Annotated in this window: 16 protein-coding genes; 14 read left to right on the top strand and 2 right to left on the bottom strand. The window is 70.3% G+C overall.

All coding sequences use genetic code 11. From position 1 onward, the window contains the following. Nucleotide 1 precedes the first annotated feature (1 nt). Nucleotides 2–790, top strand: coding sequence for an ABC transporter ATP-binding protein (locus CKW34_RS14295; RefSeq protein ID WP_059381004.1), 789 nt, complete (start codon nucleotides 2–4; stop codon nucleotides 788–790). A 1-nt stretch (nucleotide 791) separates the two neighbouring features. Here CKW34_RS14295 and CKW34_RS14290 read toward each other — a convergent pair whose 3' ends face one another. Beyond that, entirely contained in the window at nucleotides 792–1,778 is a 987-nt protein-coding gene (locus CKW34_RS14290) for a helix-turn-helix transcriptional regulator (protein ID WP_059381005.1), read from the bottom strand. Between the two features lie 62 nt (nucleotides 1,779–1,840). Between CKW34_RS14290 and CKW34_RS14285 the strand changes: the two genes are divergently transcribed. From CKW34_RS14285 to CKW34_RS14245, 9 genes are all read left to right on the top strand, one after another. Next, on the top strand, nucleotides 1,841–4,120 hold the full coding sequence (locus CKW34_RS14285; RefSeq protein WP_059381006.1) for an ATP-binding cassette domain-containing protein: 2,280 nt from the start codon (nucleotides 1,841–1,843) through the stop codon (nucleotides 4,118–4,120). 72 nt (nucleotides 4,121–4,192) lie between these two features. Next, nucleotides 4,193–4,927, top strand: a complete 735-nt coding sequence (priA, locus tag CKW34_RS14280; RefSeq protein WP_059381007.1) for a bifunctional 1-(5-phosphoribosyl)-5-((5-phosphoribosylamino)methylideneamino)imidazole-4-carboxamide isomerase/phosphoribosylanthranilate isomerase PriA — start codon at nucleotides 4,193–4,195, stop codon at nucleotides 4,925–4,927. A gap of 3 nt (nucleotides 4,928–4,930) precedes the next feature. Next, nucleotides 4,931–5,773, top strand: coding sequence for an inositol monophosphatase family protein (locus CKW34_RS14275; protein ID WP_059381008.1), 843 nt, complete (start codon nucleotides 4,931–4,933; stop codon nucleotides 5,771–5,773). Further along, entirely contained in the window at nucleotides 5,770–6,543 is a 774-nt protein-coding gene (gene hisF, locus CKW34_RS14270; protein WP_016696031.1) for an imidazole glycerol phosphate synthase subunit HisF, read from the top strand. Before CKW34_RS14275 ends, hisF begins: the two co-directional genes overlap by 4 nt. Then, complete coding sequence (hisI, locus tag CKW34_RS14265; protein ID WP_059381009.1) at nucleotides 6,540–6,902, top strand: phosphoribosyl-AMP cyclohydrolase; 363 nt, start codon at nucleotides 6,540–6,542, stop codon at nucleotides 6,900–6,902. The genes hisF and hisI overlap by 4 nt, the downstream gene beginning before the upstream one ends. Nucleotides 6,903–6,982: 80 nt before the next feature. Then, a complete protein-coding gene (locus CKW34_RS14260; RefSeq protein WP_059381010.1) occupies nucleotides 6,983–7,753 on the top strand; it encodes a cutinase family protein in 771 nt (256 codons plus the stop codon). Nucleotides 7,754–7,809: 56 nt separating this feature from the next. Continuing rightward, the gene (locus CKW34_RS14255; protein ID WP_016935788.1) at nucleotides 7,810–7,989 is read left to right on the top strand and encodes a tautomerase family protein; all 180 of its coding nucleotides are present in this window, start codon (nucleotides 7,810–7,812) and stop codon (nucleotides 7,987–7,989) included. A gap of 112 nt (nucleotides 7,990–8,101) precedes the next feature. Next, the gene (locus CKW34_RS14250) at nucleotides 8,102–9,235 is read left to right on the top strand and encodes an acyl-CoA dehydrogenase family protein (protein ID WP_059381011.1); all 1,134 of its coding nucleotides are present in this window, start codon (nucleotides 8,102–8,104) and stop codon (nucleotides 9,233–9,235) included. Next, nucleotides 9,235–10,518 carry an acyl-CoA dehydrogenase family protein gene (locus CKW34_RS14245; protein ID WP_059381012.1) on the top strand — a complete coding sequence of 428 codons (1,284 nt, stop codon included), beginning with the start codon at nucleotides 9,235–9,237 and terminating at the stop codon, nucleotides 10,516–10,518. The genes CKW34_RS14250 and CKW34_RS14245 overlap by 1 nt, the downstream gene beginning before the upstream one ends. Before the next feature lie 27 nt (nucleotides 10,519–10,545). Here CKW34_RS14245 and CKW34_RS14240 read toward each other — a convergent pair whose 3' ends face one another. Next, nucleotides 10,546–11,031 carry a MarR family winged helix-turn-helix transcriptional regulator gene (locus tag CKW34_RS14240; protein ID WP_059381013.1) on the bottom strand — a complete coding sequence of 162 codons (486 nt, stop codon included), beginning with the start codon at nucleotides 11,029–11,031 and terminating at the stop codon, nucleotides 10,546–10,548. Nucleotides 11,032–11,140: 109 nt separating this feature from the next. On the opposite strand from CKW34_RS14240, the gene CKW34_RS14235 reads away from it, so the two are divergent. From CKW34_RS14235 to trpC, 4 genes are all read left to right on the top strand, one after another. Further along, complete coding sequence (locus tag CKW34_RS14235) at nucleotides 11,141–11,929, top strand: dioxygenase family protein (protein ID WP_059381014.1); 789 nt, start codon at nucleotides 11,141–11,143, stop codon at nucleotides 11,927–11,929. A 44-nt stretch (nucleotides 11,930–11,973) separates the two neighbouring features. Further along, the gene (locus tag CKW34_RS14230) at nucleotides 11,974–13,557 is read left to right on the top strand and encodes an anthranilate synthase component I (RefSeq protein WP_176569465.1); all 1,584 of its coding nucleotides are present in this window, start codon (nucleotides 11,974–11,976) and stop codon (nucleotides 13,555–13,557) included. After that, nucleotides 13,554–14,219 carry a TIGR02234 family membrane protein gene (locus tag CKW34_RS14225; protein WP_059381016.1) on the top strand — a complete coding sequence of 222 codons (666 nt, stop codon included), beginning with the start codon at nucleotides 13,554–13,556 and terminating at the stop codon, nucleotides 14,217–14,219. The genes CKW34_RS14230 and CKW34_RS14225 overlap by 4 nt, the downstream gene beginning before the upstream one ends. Nucleotides 14,220–14,310: 91 nt before the next feature. Beyond that, the gene (gene trpC, locus CKW34_RS14220) at nucleotides 14,311–15,120 is read left to right on the top strand and encodes an indole-3-glycerol phosphate synthase TrpC (protein WP_059381017.1); all 810 of its coding nucleotides are present in this window, start codon (nucleotides 14,311–14,313) and stop codon (nucleotides 15,118–15,120) included. The last annotated feature ends 29 nt before the right edge of the window (nucleotides 15,121–15,149 follow it).

Raw genomic sequence — 15,149 nt, 5'->3', positions numbered from 1 at the left:
CATGCAGAGCACCCCGGGCATCTCCGTCTCGGCGGTCCACAAGTTCTTCGACGGCCGCACCGGCCGCGTCGAAGCCCTCACCGACGTCTCGTTCGACGCCCCACCCGGCTCGTTCACCGCGATCGTCGGCCCGTCCGGCTGCGGCAAGTCCACCCTGCTGCGGATGCTCGCCGGCCTCGACACCCCCACCACCGGGAGTGTGAAGGTCGCGGGAGAGGACCCCGATGTCGTGCGCCGCCGTCACGGTGTGGGTATCGCCTTCCAGGACCCGGCGCTGCTGCCGTGGCGGTCGGTCGCCGCGAACGTCGCGCTGCCCCTCGCGGCGGCCGGCCGTTCGGACCCCGAACTCGTCGCCGAACTCGTGCGGCTCGTCGGGCTCGGCGACTTCGCCGACGCCCGCCCCGCCCACCTGTCGGGCGGTATGCGTCAGCGCGCCTCCATCGCGCGGGCACTCGTCTCGGAGCCGGACATCCTGCTGCTCGACGAGCCGTTCGGGGCACTCGACGACATGACCCGGCAGAACCTCAACGGTCTGCTCCAGGAGATCTGGACCCGCCGCGCGACGACCACCCTGCTCATCACGCACTCGATCGAGGAGGCCGTCTTCCTCGCCGACCGGGTGCTGCTGATGTCGGCGCGGCCGGGCCGCATCCGCGCGGATTTCGAGATCGACCTGCCGCGCCCGCGTCTGCCGGAGATCAAGCGCAGCCCCGAGTTCCACCGCCTGTGCGACGAGATCTCGGACGCGTTGTTCTCGTCCGACGATCTTCTCGCTCCGGCCGCGCTCTGATTCACCTCGCACGCTCCTCGGAAGGGATGACGGCGTTCTGCGCCGTCGCGCGCAGACGATCGGCGAACACCGTGCAGGACCGCACGATCTCCGGGGCCGCGCGCATCCGGACGTCGGCGTCGAGGGCGGCGAGCGCGAGGACGAGCCACTGCCACGACTCGACCGCGAGGTCCACTTCGGTCCGATCGTCACCCGTCGGGCGGATCTCGGCGTCCTGGTACTTCAGCGCGTCGGCCACCCGGGTGGCCGAGGCCGCCACGTCCAGGTGCACCGGTGTCCGCCCCTGCCGGAGTCCTTGCCGCAGGTATTCCGTGGCGGACCCGGCGGGAAGCGGGCGCGGTGCGAATGGGCGGCCGGTGCGGAGCAGGTCGCGCACACGGTCGAGACGGAAGACCCGCCAGTCCTCACGATCGACGTCCCATCCGAGGAGGTACCACCGCACCAGGTGGTGCACCTGCCGGTACGGCTCGACCCGGCGAGAGGTGGGCGAGCCCTGCGCGTCGACGTAGTCGAAGGTGAGTGTGTCGCACCGCGCGATCGCCTCTGCCACGGTGCCGAGCAGCTCCGCCGACACGCTGGGCGCCTGCAGCGCACTCGTCTCCACCGCGCTGCGGACGGCCGCGACCCGCGGGCGCAGCCGCGCGGGCAGGAACTGGTCGAGCTTGCCGTAGGCACGGGTCGCGGCGTCGTCCAGCCCTCCTTCGGCCGGCCCGGTCGCAGCGAGGGCGCCGAGTCCCAGCAGCACCGCGACGGCCTCGTCGTCGTCGAGTACCAGCGGCGGCATCGAGCGTCCCGACGCGAGGCGATAGAAACCGCCGGGCCCGGAACGGGTTTCGACGGGATACCCGTAGCCGCGCAGACGGTCGACGTCGCGGCGGAGCGTCCGGCGGCTCACCTGCAGCCGCCGGGCCAGCTCGTCCCCGCCGATCGCGCGTCCGGTCTGCAGGATCGACAACAACGCGAGCATCCGCTCGGTGACGTCCGCCATGGCGCCATACTCCCATCGGTTGCGGCCAGGATCCGGCCGCAACCGGTCGTAGCGTCGAACCCATGACCACCACCGTCACGACAACCGAGGCGGCAGTGCGAGACCGCGCCATCACGATCCGCCGCGCCCGCACCCACAACCTGGCCGACATCGATCTGACCGTTCCGCGCAACCGGCTCGTGGTGATCGTCGGGGTGTCCGGCTCCGGCAAGTCGTCGCTGATCTTCGACACGATCGCGGCGGAGGCCGGCTTCCAGCTCAACGAGACGTACCCGCCGTTCACGCGCAACCGGCTCCCGAAATGGACGCGACCCGACGTCGACCACATCGACGGTCTGACGCCGGTGATCGTCGTCGACCAGCGTCGGCTCGGCGGCAACGCCCGCTCGACGGTCGGCACCATCACCGACACCTGGACCTATCTGCGGCTGCTGTACTCCCGCGCGGGCACACCCGTCCTCGGCGAGTCGAACCGCTTCTCGTTCAACGACCCCACGGGAATGTGCCCGACCTGCTCCGGGCTCGGCGAGATCGTCGTCAGTGCCGTCGAGCGGTTCCTCGATCTCGACCGGTCCCTCGCCGAGGGCGCGATCCTGGTGCCCGGATTCGGCAACGGCGGGTACTGGTACTCCCAGTACGCCGACATCGGGTCCTTCGACGCGGACACACCCCTACGCGAGTGGAGGCCCGCCGAGCGCGAGGCACTGCTCCACGGTGGCGAGGCCGCAGCGGCGCTGGGCCACAAACCGCCGGACGGTTACGAGGGCGTCGTCGAAAGGTTCGAGCGCATCCACCTGCACACCTCCGACAACCTCTCCGAACGCAAGCAGGACGTCATCCGGCGCTTCACCCGCGCCGAGACGTGCCCGGACTGCGGCGGGGAACGGCTGAACGCGGCCGCGCGGGCGGTCACAGTGCGCGGCCGCACGATCGGGGAGCTGTCCCGCCTCGAGATCGCCGAACTGCTCGAGTTCGTGCGCACGATCGACGACGAGCGCGCCGCTCCCGTGGTATCCGCACTGGTGGGCCGGCTCGAGGCGATGGTGACGATCGGCCTCGGCTATCTCGCGCTCGCCCGGACGACCACCACGCTCTCGGGCGGCGAATCGCAACGGATCAAGATGGTCCGTCACCTCGGGTCGAGCCTGACGGAGATGACCTATGTCGTCGACGAACCGACGGTCGGTCTGCATCCCGCCGACGTGGAGTCGATGATCGAGCTCCTCGAACGGCTCCGTGACAGCGGCAACACCGTCCTCGTCGTCGAGCACGATCCGGCCGTCATGGCCCGTGCCGACGAGGTGATCGAGATCGGTCCCGGTGCGGGTTCGTCCGGTGGTCGCCTCGTCTTCCAGGGCACCTTCGACCGATTGCGGCAGGCCGACACCCCCACCGGCCGATCGCTGCGGCGCGACATCGGCGGCGGTCGCCCCGCTCGCGAGGCGACCGGCAATCTCACGATCGCCGGTGCATGTCGCAACAACCTCCGCGACCTGACGGTGCAGATCCCCACCGGGGTGCTCACCGTGTCCACCGGCGTCGCCGGATCGGGAAAGTCCAGTCTCGCAGCCGAACTCGTCGACCAACACGACGCCACGGTGATCGACCAGCGGCCGGTGAGCACCAACCGCCGCTCCACCCCGATCACCTACACCGGCATCGCACCTGCCCTGCGGCGGATGTTCGCCGAACACAACGGTGTGCCGGCGAGCCTGTTCAGCGCGAACTCGGCAGGTGCGTGCCCGACCTGCACGGGGGCCGGTGTCGTGTACATCGACCTCGCCTTCATGGACGGACACGAGGTCGTCTGCGACACCTGCCACGGTCGCCGGTTCACCGCCGAGGTGCTCGGGCACACCGTGAACGGCCTGTCGATCGCCGACGTCGACGACCTCACCGTCGGTCGTGCCCTCGAGGAACTGCCGCACCCGGAGATCACGCGCCGACTGAGTGCACTCGCCGGGGTGGGTCTCGACTACCTCCGCCTCGGGCAGTCGCTCGACACGCTCTCGGGCGGCGAGTGTCAACGGGTCAAGATCGCCAAGGAACTCGGACGAGCCAGGACACCGACCCTCTACGTCCTCGACGAACCGACCACCGGCCTGCACGCCGAGGACATCGGCACCCTCCTGCGCGTTTTCGACGACCTCGTCGACCGAGGGCACACGGTCGTCGTCATCGAGCACCACCTCGAGGTGATCCGCCACGCCGACCACATCGTCGACCTCGGACCGGGACCGGGACGGCACGGCGGAACCGTGCTGTACGAGGGGCCCGTCGACGAGTACACCGGCCGTCCGACCCCGACCTGCCGGGCCCTCGACGCGGCACGGTCGGCATGACGCACGGCGCTTTCCCGGCGCCCCGGCCACGCGTTTGGCGATGTCACAGGTACAGGCACTAATGTGTACGCAGTGAGCCTGGTCCTTTTGCCCGCAGTCGACGTCGTCAACGGTGAAGCAGTTCGCCTCGTTCAGGGAGAGGCGGGCAGCGAGACCGGCTACGGTTCGCCCCGCGACGCCGCCCTCGAATGGCAGAACGCCGGAGCCGAATGGGTGCACATGGTCGACCTCGACGCGGCGTTCGGTCGCGGCGACAACCGCGCCCTCCTCGCCGAGGTCATCGGCGAACTCGACGTGAAGGTCGAGCTGTCGGGCGGCATCCGCGACGACGAGACCCTCGCCGCGGCCCTCGCGACCGGCTGCGCCCGCGTCAACCTCGGCACCGCCGCGATCGAGAATCCCGAGTGGTGCTCGCGCGTCATCGGCGAGTTCGGCGACCGCATCGCCGTGGGTCTCGACGTCAAGCTCCTCGATGGCCGGTGGCGGCTGCGCGGCCGCGGCTGGGTCTCCGACGGCGGTGACCTGTGGGAGGTGCTCGAACGTCTCGAACGCGACGGCTGCTCGCGCTACGTCGTCACCGACGTCACCAAGGACGGCACCCTCTCCGGCCCCAACCTCGACCTCCTCCGTGAGGTGTGCGCGGCCACCGACTCTCCGGTCGTCGCGTCCGGCGGCGTCTCGACCGTCGACGACCTACGTGCCATCGCGACGCTCACCGACGAAGGCGTCGAAGGCGCCATCATCGGAAAGGCGCTCTACGCGGGCCGATTCACACTGACCGAGGCGCTCGACGCCGTCTCGCGCTGACCGATGACCGACCCCGCAGACCTGAACCGGCTGCTCGCCGTCGCGAGCGGTGTACTCGACGAGGTCGCGGAACGGTTCGTCGCCGGGCACGGTGCGCCGCGCTCCGTCGACAAGGGACCGAACGACTTCGCGACCGATCTCGATCTCGAACTCGAACGGCGGATCTCCGGTGCGCTCGCCGAGCGCACCGGTATCGCCGTGCACGGTGAGGAGTTCGGCGGCCCGTCCGCGGGGGAGGGCACCGTCTGGTTGCTCGACCCGATCGACGGCACCATCAACTACTCCGCCGGGCTGCCGATGGCCGGGATCCTCCTCGCACTCGTCGAGGACGGCGAACCGATCCTCGGCCTCACGTGGCTGCCGCTGACGAATCAGCGCTTCGCGGGAATCGCCGACGGGCCGCTGCTCGTGAACGGCAAACCCACCGACCCGCTGCAACCTGCGCGGCTCGAGGACGTGATGATCGCCGTCGGCAGTTTCGACATCGACAGTCGCGGCCGCGTGCCCGGCACCCGGCGCCTCGCCGTGATCACCGAGCTGAGCCGGCGCGTCGCCCGGCTGCGCATGCACGGCTCCACCGGCGCCGACCTCGCGTACACCGCCGGAGGCGCGATCGGCGGTGCCGTCGTGTTCGGCCATCACCCCTGGGACAACGCTGCCGGTGTCGCACTCGTGCGGGCCGCCGGTGGCATCGCCACCGACTTCGCGGGCAGCCCCTGGCGGATCGGGTCCGGATCGGTGGTCGCTGCAGCGCCCGGAGTGCACGGCGAGATACTGGAGATTGTGCAGTCGGCGACGGAACAGTCCGTGGCCGAGCAGTTGGGTTCCGAAGGAGATCGAACATGACGCTGGCCGTGCGGGTCATCCCGTGCCTCGACGTGGATGCGGGGCGGGTGGTCAAGGGTGTCAACTTCGAGAACCTGCGCGATGCGGGTGATCCGGTCGAGCTCGCCGCCCTCTACAACGAACAGGGCGCCGACGAACTGACCTTCCTCGACGTCACCGCGTCGAGCGGCGACCGCGGCACCATGCTCGACGTCGTCACGCGCACCGCCGAGCAGGTGTTCATCCCGCTCACGGTCGGAGGCGGCGTCCGCACCGTCGAGGACGTCGACCGCCTGTTGCGCGCCGGCGCCGACAAGGTCTCGGTCAACACCGCGGCCATCGCCCGGCCCGAGGTGCTGCGCGAGATGTCCGAGCGGTTCGGGTCGCAGTGCATCGTGCTGTCGGTCGACGCGCGCACCGTCCCTGCAGGGCAGGAACCCACGCCGAGCGGCTGGGAGGTCACCACACACGGTGGTCGTCGCGGGACCGGCATCGACGCGGTCGAGTGGGCCCGGCGCGGCGAGGAACTCGGCGTCGGCGAGATCCTCCTCAACTCGATGGACGCCGACGGCACCAAGAACGGTTTCGACCTGAAGATGATCGAGGCCGTGCGCAAGGCCGTGCACGTGCCGGTCATCGCCTCCGGTGGTGCCGGCGCAGTCGAGCACTTCGCACCCGCCGTGCAGGCCGGTGCCGATGCGGTGCTCGCCGCGAGCGTCTTCCACTTCCGGGAGCTGACCATCGGTCAGGTCAAGGATGCGATGCGCGCGGAAGGGATCACGGTCCGATGAGCGACATCCTGAATCCGGAGATCGCCGCCCGGCTCAAGCGCAACGACGACGGCCTGTTCGCTGCCGTCGTGCAGGAGCGGGCCACCGGCGCCGTGCTGATGATGGCGTGGATGGACGACGAGGCGCTCGCCCGTACCCTCGCGACCCGCAAGGCCACCTACTACTCGCGGTCGCGGCAGCAGTACTGGGTCAAGGGCGAGACGTCCGGACACACCCAGTACGTGCACGAGGTGCGCCTCGACTGCGACGGCGACACGGTGCTGCTCGTCGTCGACCAGGTCGGCGCCGCCTGCCACACCGGCACGCACACCTGCTTCGACACCGACGTCCTGCTCGAGGCACCGCAGATCGCCGAGTAGCCGGATGTCGTCCGTTCGCACGACATCGCTCGTTCCCCGCCCCTGATAGCGTCGCCGCGCGACGATCCGGAAGGGGACAGATGCGCGCGGTGACGACGCGGGTCGGTGCGATCCTCGGAGCGGCGATCGCGCTCGCGGGCCTCGTAGGCTCGCCCGCCGCGGCCGCGCCGGATCTCGCGTCGTCGGATGCACTCGCACACTGCCCGCCGATGATCGCTCTCGGCGTGGACGGCACCCTCAAGGTGGGCAAGGAAACGTCGACGGTCCATCCGATCCTCGAGCGCCTGGCGGCTCGCGGCGCGCGCACGATACGGATCGACTATCCCGGGGAGATCAGCCCGCTCGGTACCCACACCTACGACGGGTCGAAGGAACTCGGGGTCGCCGAACTCCACCGGCAGGTCGCGCGGGCGCACACGGAGTGCCCCGGGGCCGCGGTGCGCATCGTCGGTTTCTCGCAGGGGGCCGCTGTCGCCGGTGACGTCCTCGCCGACCTGGCGCGCGCCGTCGACCGACCGGCCGATCTCGCCGGTCTGCTCATCGCCGATCCGCGGACGTCCGGGACCGGCGCGGAGGTCGTGGTGCCCGCAGCCCTGCCCGGTATCTCACCGACCGGGGCGCGGGCGGGCTTCGGGGACGTTCCGGTGGCCACCGTCTGCGCTGCCGGCGATGCCGTGTGCGACATGGTCGATCCGCTGGCGGACCCCGCGGGTGCCGCGGGCCGGATCGAGGGCTATTTCGCTCTGCACCAGCACTATTCGACGCTGGTGGTCGACGGTGTCCCGTTCGTCGATGTGATGGTCGCGCTCGTCGAGCATCCGCGGACGACGGAGGTCCGGATCGTGCCGTGACGGACACGGCGCAGGACCGATCGGCGGGTCGTGCGACGGGCTGCGACAATGCCCGCATGCCTCTCATCCAGATCAGTCAGACGCCGGGCCTGTCCGACGAGCAGAAGGCCGAGGTGATCTCCGCGGTCACCCGCGCGTACGCCGAGGCCTCGGGCAAGAATCCGTCGTCGGTGTGGGTGACGATCACCGAGGTGCCCCGCGAGAACTGGGGCGTGGGCGGAACTCCGCTCGGCTGACCCGACCCGGTTCACCCCGAGTCCGTCTTCGCGCACCCCTTTCGTATCCGATGAGAATAGTGTTCTCTGTATTGAGAGCGTTATGTTCTGACGACGGGGTGAAGGGGCACGCATGTTGCTGGATCCGAGTCCGGATCAGGAGTTCTTCCGCGACACCACGGCACGGTTCCTCGCGGAGAGGGTGCCGCCGGACGGGATCCGCCGCCTCCGCGACGATCCGGACGGCTTCGCAGCCGACTACTGGCGTGCCGGGGCCGAACTCGGCTGGACCGGCCTGCTCGTCGACGAGGACCACGGCGGAGGATCGCTGAGCGGTCTCGGACTCGTCGATCTCACGCTGGTCGCCCACGAGTTCGGGCGCCACGCCGCCCCCGGGCCGCTGTGCCCCACGAACATCGCGGCGGAGATGCTCGGCCGGTACGGGAAAGACCACGAGGAGACGCTGGCGGCGCTGCTCGCCGGCCGCGCCACCGCAGCCTGGTGCCTGGACGAACCGCGCGCCGGCAGCCGGACCGCCACCGCGCCTGTGGAGATCCGGATCGACGGCGACGAGGTGGTCGTCACCGGCACCAAACGCCCCGTCGAGGCCGTCATCACCGCCGATCTCCTGCTCGTGACCGGTCGGACCGGGCAGGACGTGACCAACGTGCTCGTACCCCGCGACGCGCAGGGAGTGAACATCACGCCGCTTCGGTCGATCGACGTCACGCGGCGCTACGCCGCGGTCCACTTCGACGAGGTGCGCGTGCCGCTGAGCTCCGTCGTCGGTGGACCCGGCGGGGGAGCGGACGACGCCGCCCGCGCGCGGCGGACCGCGATCGTGATCTCCTGCGCCGAATCCGTCGGGGCGCTGCAGGCGGTCTTCGATCTCACCGTCGCATGGGCGTTCGACCGCTACTCCTTCGGTCGCCCGCTCGCCTCCTATCAGGAACTCAAGCACCGGTTCGCCGACATGAAGACCTGGATCGAGGCGAGTCACGCGATTGCCGACCGCGCGGCCGGAGCGGTCGCGACATCGAGCTCCGATGCGGACGAACTCGTCTGCGCCGCAAAGGCCTACATAGGCCAGTACGGCAGCGAGCTGGTGCAGGACTGCATCCAGATCCACGGCGGGATCGGCGTGACCTACGAACACGATCTGCACCTCTATGCGCGACGCGCGGCCGCGAACCGCTCCGGCTTCGGCACCCCGGCCGAACATCGTGCCCGTCTCGCCGACATCGTCGAACTCCGGGAGGCATCCTGATGGCCCTCGACACCTCGGACAGGGCCGACGTGACCGAGACGCTCGACGAGTTCCGGGCACGGGCGCGGGCGTGGATCGACGCCAACCTGGAACGCTCCGACTCCGCGGCCTACATCGGGGTGCTCCGCCCTGAGGCATCCGACGAGGAGGAACTGGCCCTCGTCCGGCGCGAGCGCGACATCCAGCGGGCGATGTTCGACGCGGGCTTCGCCGGCATCTGCTTTCCCCGCGAGTACGGCGGGCAGGGGCTGCCGCGCGCCTACCAGCAGGTGTTCGACGAGGAACTCGCCGGCTACGAGTATCCATCCCGTCTGCAGGTGCCCACCTTCGTGCCGTGCGCGGCGGTGCTGCTCGAATTCGGGACCGAGGAACAGAAACGCCGCCACATCCCCGCCATCCTGAAGGGCGAGGAACTGTGGATGCAGATGCTCTCCGAACCCAGCGGCGGATCCGACGTCGCCGCCGCCGTCACCACCGCGGTCCGCGACGGTGAGGACTGGATCCTCAACGGATCGAAGATCTGGACCACCGGTGCGTGGTGGTCGGACTGGGCGCTGTGCCTGGCCCGCACCGACTGGGACGTCCCGAAGAACCGGGGACTGACCGTCTTCATGATTCCGCTGAAGCAACCCTCGGTCGAGGTGCACCGCATCGAGATGCTCAGCGGCTCGAAGGAGTTCTGCCAGGAATTCCTGACGGATGTGCGTGTCCCCGACAGCGACCGGCTCGGCGAGGTCGACGACGGCTGGACCGTGGGCACCCGCTGGATGTTCCACGAGCGCATGTACCGGAACTCGCCGTACACGACGATCCCGGCGGGGGTCTCGCGCGGCGCCTCGCGGATGCCCGAGCTGTTCGCCGTGGCCCACGACGCCGGCCGGCTCGACGACCCGCTCGCCCGCGACCTCCTCGGGGAGGCGCGGATGCTCGAACTGGTCAAGCAGTCCCTCGAACAGCGGGTGTCCACGGGCGTGGCGACGCGGACCATGTCGGACCAGGCCGCGAGCATCGCCCGCCTGATGTCCGGTGTCGTGGAGAGCCGCCTCGTCACCATCGGCTACGAGTTCACCGACGCCAACGGTGCCGCCTGGGACGAGACCGACGGAGCGGTCGCGCAGCGCGGCGTCGACCATCTGATGCGGCAGGTGTGGTGCATCGCGGGCGGGACGACGGAGATGGCGCGCAACGCCATCAGCGAACGCGTGCTCGGCATGCCGCGTGAGCGCAGCCACGACCCGAGCATCCCGTTCCGGGACGTGCCGAGGAGCCGCCCCGCCACGTGACGGGCGCACGGCGGGTGGGGTGATAGCTCAGGCCTTGCCGATACCGCCGGCGATCCCCTCGTCGATCTGCTCGACCAGGGCGGAGCCCAGGCGCGCGAGCGCGCGCACCTGGTCGTCGTCGAGGCCGTCGAACACGAGCCTGCGCACCGCCTCGACGTGGCTCGGTGCCGCCTCGACGACGGTGTCGTAGCCGGCATCGGTGAGCACTGCGTACGAACCGCGACTGCCCGGAACCGGTTCCCGCTGCACCCAGCCGCGCTTCTCGAGGCGCGTGACGACGTGCGAGAGCCGCGACAGCGACGCGTTCGCCTCGGCGGCGAGAGCGTTGAGACGCAACCGGCGCTCGGGGTTCTCGGAGAGCAGTGCGAGGACGAAGTACTCGAAGTGCGTCATGTCGGAGTCGCGCTGCATCTGGGTGTCGAGCGCGGCCGGCAGTCGTGTGACGACGGAGACGAGTGCCCGCCAGGCGTTCTGCTGCGTCGGATCGAGCCACCGCGGGTCCTCGTTGCTCATACCTGCTCCTCGCTCGTTCGATCTCGCTGTCGCAGCCGGCCGAGGTCGGGAATGGCCGCGCGACGGGTTCTCCTCTATGATACTTGAAGCTTCAACTTGAGGGGATGTCATGACCACCGAATCCGCGACCACGCCCGCCCTGTTCCTCAGTCACGGCGCCCCGCCGCTCGTCGACAGCGAACTGTGGGTGTCGCAGCTGCAGCGCTGGGCGGCCGATCTGCCGCGCCCCACGGCGATCCTCGTGGTCTCGGCGCACTGGGAATCCGCTCCGCTGACCATCGGTTCGACGACCACCGGAACCCCGCTCGTGTACGACTTCGGGGGCTTCCCACGTCGCTTCTACGAGGTGACCTACACCAGCCCCGGCGCCCCCGAACTCGCCCGGCAGGTCGCGGCGCTGATGCCCGACGACGAACCGGTCGTGCAGCAACCGCACCGCGGACTCGACCACGGCGCCTACGTGCCGCTGACCGTCATGTACCCGGACGCCGACATCCCCGTGCTGCAGATCTCCCTGCCCACACTGGATCCGGAACGCCTGCTGCAGCTGGGCGCACGACTGCGGCCGCTGCGCGAGCAGGGCGTGCTCATCATCGGATCCGGGTTCACCACACACGGTCTGCCCTTCCTGCGCGACCCGCGCCCCGAGGCGCCCGCACCGGGCTGGTCCGCGGAGTTCGACCACTGGACCGCCGAGCAACTCGCGCGCGGCGACGTCGACGCGCTGCTCGACTTCCGGCACCGCGCACCGGGCATGCCCTACGCGCATCCGACGGTCGAGCACTTCGCTCCGCTGTTCGTCACCCTCGGTGCCTCCGATGCCCCCGGTCGCGGCATCGACCAGGTCGTCGACGGCTTCTGGATGGGCCTGGCCAAGCGCTCGTTCCAGGTCGCCTGACGGCGGCTGCAGGGCCGGACGAGGTCCCTGGGATGATGGGGCGCATGTCCGGCGAGCCCACCACCATTCCCGCAGCCACCACCGACTCCTCGGGTGGCGGCCGTTCCGATTCGACGACCACCCGCGAGCAGTTCCGCCAGCTGGCCGCCGAGCACCGCGTGGTCCCGGTGACCCGCAAGGTGCTCGCGGATGCGGAGACCCCGCTGTCGGCCTATCGCAAGCTCGCGGCCGACCGCCCCGGGACGTTCCTGCTCGAGTCGGCGGAGAACGGCCGGTCGTGGTCGCGGTGGTCGTTCATCGGTGCCGGGAGCCCGGCGGCGCTGACCGTCGTCGACGGCGACGCCGCCTGGTACGGCAACGTCCCGGCCGGCGCGCCCACGGGCGGCAACCCCGTCGACGTCCTCGGCGAGACCCTCCAGTTGCTCCACACCGACCGCATCCACGGACTGCCGCCCCTCACCAGCGGCATGGTGGGTTATCTCGGCTACGACGTCGTCCGCCATCTCGAGAAGCTGCCGACGCTCGCCGAGGACGATCTGCAGATCCCCGAGATGGTGATGCTGCTGGCCACCGACCTCGCGGCCGTCGACCACCACGAGGGCATGATCTGGCTCATCGCCAACGCCGTGAACTGGGACGGCTCCGACGAGCGCGTCGACGAGGCCTACGACGACGCCGTCGCCCGCCTCGACCGGATGACGGAGGCGCTCGCAGCCCCCGCACCGGCCACCGTCGCGACCTACTCGCGACCCGAACCCGACTACCGCCGTCAGCGCACCACCGAGTCGTTCTGCACGGACGTCCGCAAACTGATCGGCGACATCGAGGCCGGTGAGGCCTTCCAGGTGGTGCTCTCGCAACGCTTCGAGATCGACTGCGACGCAGAGCCGATCGACGTCTACCGGATGCTCCGTGCGTCCAATCCCAGCCCGTACATGTTCCTGCTCCACATCCCGGGCCCGGACGGCGAGACGGCCTTCTCGATCGTCGGGTCGAGCCCGGAGGCGCTCGTGACCGTCTCGGACGGGGTGGCCACCACCCATCCCATCGCCGGGACCCGGTGGCGCGGTGCGAACGAGGAGGAGGACATCCTGCTCGAGAAGGACCTCGTCCACGACGAGAAGGAGAACGCCGAGCACCTCATGCTCGTCGATCTCGGCCGCAACGATCTCGGCCGGGTGTGCACGCCGGGCACCGTCGAGGTGCACGACTACCGCCACATCGAGCGGTACAGCCACGTGATGCACCTCGTCTCCACGGTCACCGGGCGACTCGCGGAGGGCAAGCACGCCCTCGACGCCGTCACGGCCTGTTTCCCCGCCGGAACCCTGTCGGGGGCGCCCAAGGTGCGTGCGATGGAACTGATCGAGGAACTCGAACCCACCCGCCGCGGCATCTACGGCGGCATCGTCGGTTATCTCGATTTCGCGGGCGACGCCGACACCGCCATCGCCATCCGGTCCGCCCTCGTCAAGGACGGCGTCGCCTACGTGCAGGCGGGTGCCGGCATCGTCGCCGACTCCGATCCGGAGGCGGAGGACACCGAGGCCCGCAACAAGGCCATGTCCGCCCTCGCCGCCGTGGCCGCAGCATCCACCCTCACCACCTACGGCGGTGACGCACGGTGACCGCGGAGACGCCGGACGCCGGCGCCACCACCGGGCGCCGCCGCCGGCCGACCGTGATCGCCGCCCTGCTGCTCGGCATCGGTGCGGCCCTGCTGTGGGCGTCGAGCCGGATGACGTGGGTCACCGCGGTCTCGGCCGACGGACTCGGGATCGACCGCGTCGACGACCTCGAGGGCGGCCGCTGGGCGGCGGCGCTGACCCCGCTCGCCCTCGTGCTGCTCGCTGCGGTCGCCGCCGTCTTCGCGGTACGCGGATTCGCGCTGCGCCTCGTCTCGCTCGTGGTCGCGGTCGTCGCCGTCGCGGCCGCGATCCCCGCCGTGCGGTTGCTCACCGGCGACGCCGATCCCGAGACCGCGGCCGGTGTCGCGGCGCTGCCGGACCGCGCGACCGTGACCGCCCTCGAGACCTATCCGCTGCCGGCCGTCCTCGCGATCGTCGGCGCCGTCGCGGCTCTCGCCGCGGCCGTGACGTTGTGGCGCACCCCGCGCGAGGCGGCCGGACTGTCGTCGAAGTACGACGCCCCGGCCGCACGTCGCGAGGCGGCCGCCCGGCGCGCCGAGAACGACGAACCCCTGTCCGAACGCGGTCTGTGGGACGCGCTGGACGCAGGTGAGGATCCCACCGACGACGGTGGCGAAGGTGATACGGACACCCGCCGGTGACCGCTGTAAACCACTTCACTACTCTTCTAGACAGATCCGATGAGCTTGATCACATCGGGATTGAGCAGGGTGGGAAAGGACTCGAGCCACGATGACAGTTCTCGATTCGATTCTCGAAGGAGTGCGAGCCGACGTCGCCGCCCGTGAGGCGGCTCTCGATCTTGCCTCCGTCAAGGCTGCCGCCGCGGCCGCGCCCCCACCGATCGACGCCAAGGCCGCGCTGCGCGAACCGGGCATCGCGGTCATCGCCGAAGTGAAGCGTGCCAGCCCCTCGAAGGGCGCTCTCGCCGACATCGCCGATCCTGCCGAGCTCGCAGCAGCGTACGAGTCCGGAGGCGCTCGCGCCATCAGCGTTCTCACCGAGGAACGCCGATTCCACGGCAGCCTCGCCGATCTCGACGCCGTACGTCGCGTCGTCCGTATTCCCGTGCTGCGCAAGGACTTCGTGGTCGGTCCCTACCAGATCCACGAGGCGCGGGCACACGGCGCCGACATCGTGCTCCTCATCGTCGCGGCACTCGAGCAGACCGTGCTGACGGCGCTGATCGACCGTGTCGAGTCGCTCGGCATGACCGCACTGGTCGAGGCGCACACCGAGGAGGAGGCCGATCGCGCCCTCGAGGCCGGCGCCACCGTCATCGGCATCAACGCCCGCAACCTCAAGACCCTCGAGGTCGACAAGACGACCTTCTCGCGCATCGCGCCGGGCCTGCCCAGCAACGTGCTCAAGATCGCCGAATCCGGTGTCCGCGGCCCGGCCGATCTGCTCGCGTACGCGGGTGCCGGCGCCGACGCGGTGCTCGTCGGAGAGGGACTGGTGACCAGTGGGGATCCGCGCCAGGCAGTCGCCGAACTGGTGACGGTGGGCACGCATCCGTCGTGCCCCAAGCCCGCACGCTGACCGTCCCGGCCGGTCCGGACCCCCACGTG

This window comes from Rhodococcus rhodochrous (assembly GCF_900187265.1).
GTDB classification, from domain to species: domain Bacteria; phylum Actinomycetota; class Actinomycetes; order Mycobacteriales; family Mycobacteriaceae; genus Rhodococcus; species Rhodococcus rhodochrous.
This window is presented reverse-complemented; position numbering and strand designations above follow the sequence as displayed.

Coding starts and splice junctions, on each gene's coding strand:
- CKW34_RS14255 (WP_016935788.1), top strand. CDS start 7,810: ATGCCTCTCATCCAGATCAGTCAGACGCCGGGCCTGTCCGACGAGCAG.
- CKW34_RS14290 (WP_059381005.1), bottom strand. CDS start 1,778: ATGGCGGACGTCACCGAGCGGATGCTCGCGTTGTTGTCGATCCTGCAG.
- CKW34_RS14295 (WP_059381004.1), top strand. CDS start 2: ATGCAGAGCACCCCGGGCATCTCCGTCTCGGCGGTCCACAAGTTCTTC.
- CKW34_RS14230 (WP_176569465.1), top strand. CDS start 11,974: ATGTCCGGCGAGCCCACCACCATTCCCGCAGCCACCACCGACTCCTCG.
- CKW34_RS14245 (WP_059381012.1), top strand. CDS start 9,235: ATGGCCCTCGACACCTCGGACAGGGCCGACGTGACCGAGACGCTCGAC.
- hisF (WP_016696031.1), top strand. CDS start 5,770: ATGACGCTGGCCGTGCGGGTCATCCCGTGCCTCGACGTGGATGCGGGG.
- CKW34_RS14235 (WP_059381014.1), top strand. CDS start 11,141: ATGACCACCGAATCCGCGACCACGCCCGCCCTGTTCCTCAGTCACGGC.
- CKW34_RS14260 (WP_059381010.1), top strand. CDS start 6,983: ATGCGCGCGGTGACGACGCGGGTCGGTGCGATCCTCGGAGCGGCGATC.
- hisI (WP_059381009.1), top strand. CDS start 6,540: ATGAGCGACATCCTGAATCCGGAGATCGCCGCCCGGCTCAAGCGCAAC.
- CKW34_RS14250 (WP_059381011.1), top strand. CDS start 8,102: ATGTTGCTGGATCCGAGTCCGGATCAGGAGTTCTTCCGCGACACCACG.
- CKW34_RS14240 (WP_059381013.1), bottom strand. CDS start 11,031: ATGAGCAACGAGGACCCGCGGTGGCTCGATCCGACGCAGCAGAACGCC.
- CKW34_RS14275 (WP_059381008.1), top strand. CDS start 4,931: ATGACCGACCCCGCAGACCTGAACCGGCTGCTCGCCGTCGCGAGCGGT.
- trpC (WP_059381017.1), top strand. CDS start 14,311: ATGACAGTTCTCGATTCGATTCTCGAAGGAGTGCGAGCCGACGTCGCC.
- CKW34_RS14285 (WP_059381006.1), top strand. CDS start 1,841: ATGACCACCACCGTCACGACAACCGAGGCGGCAGTGCGAGACCGCGCC.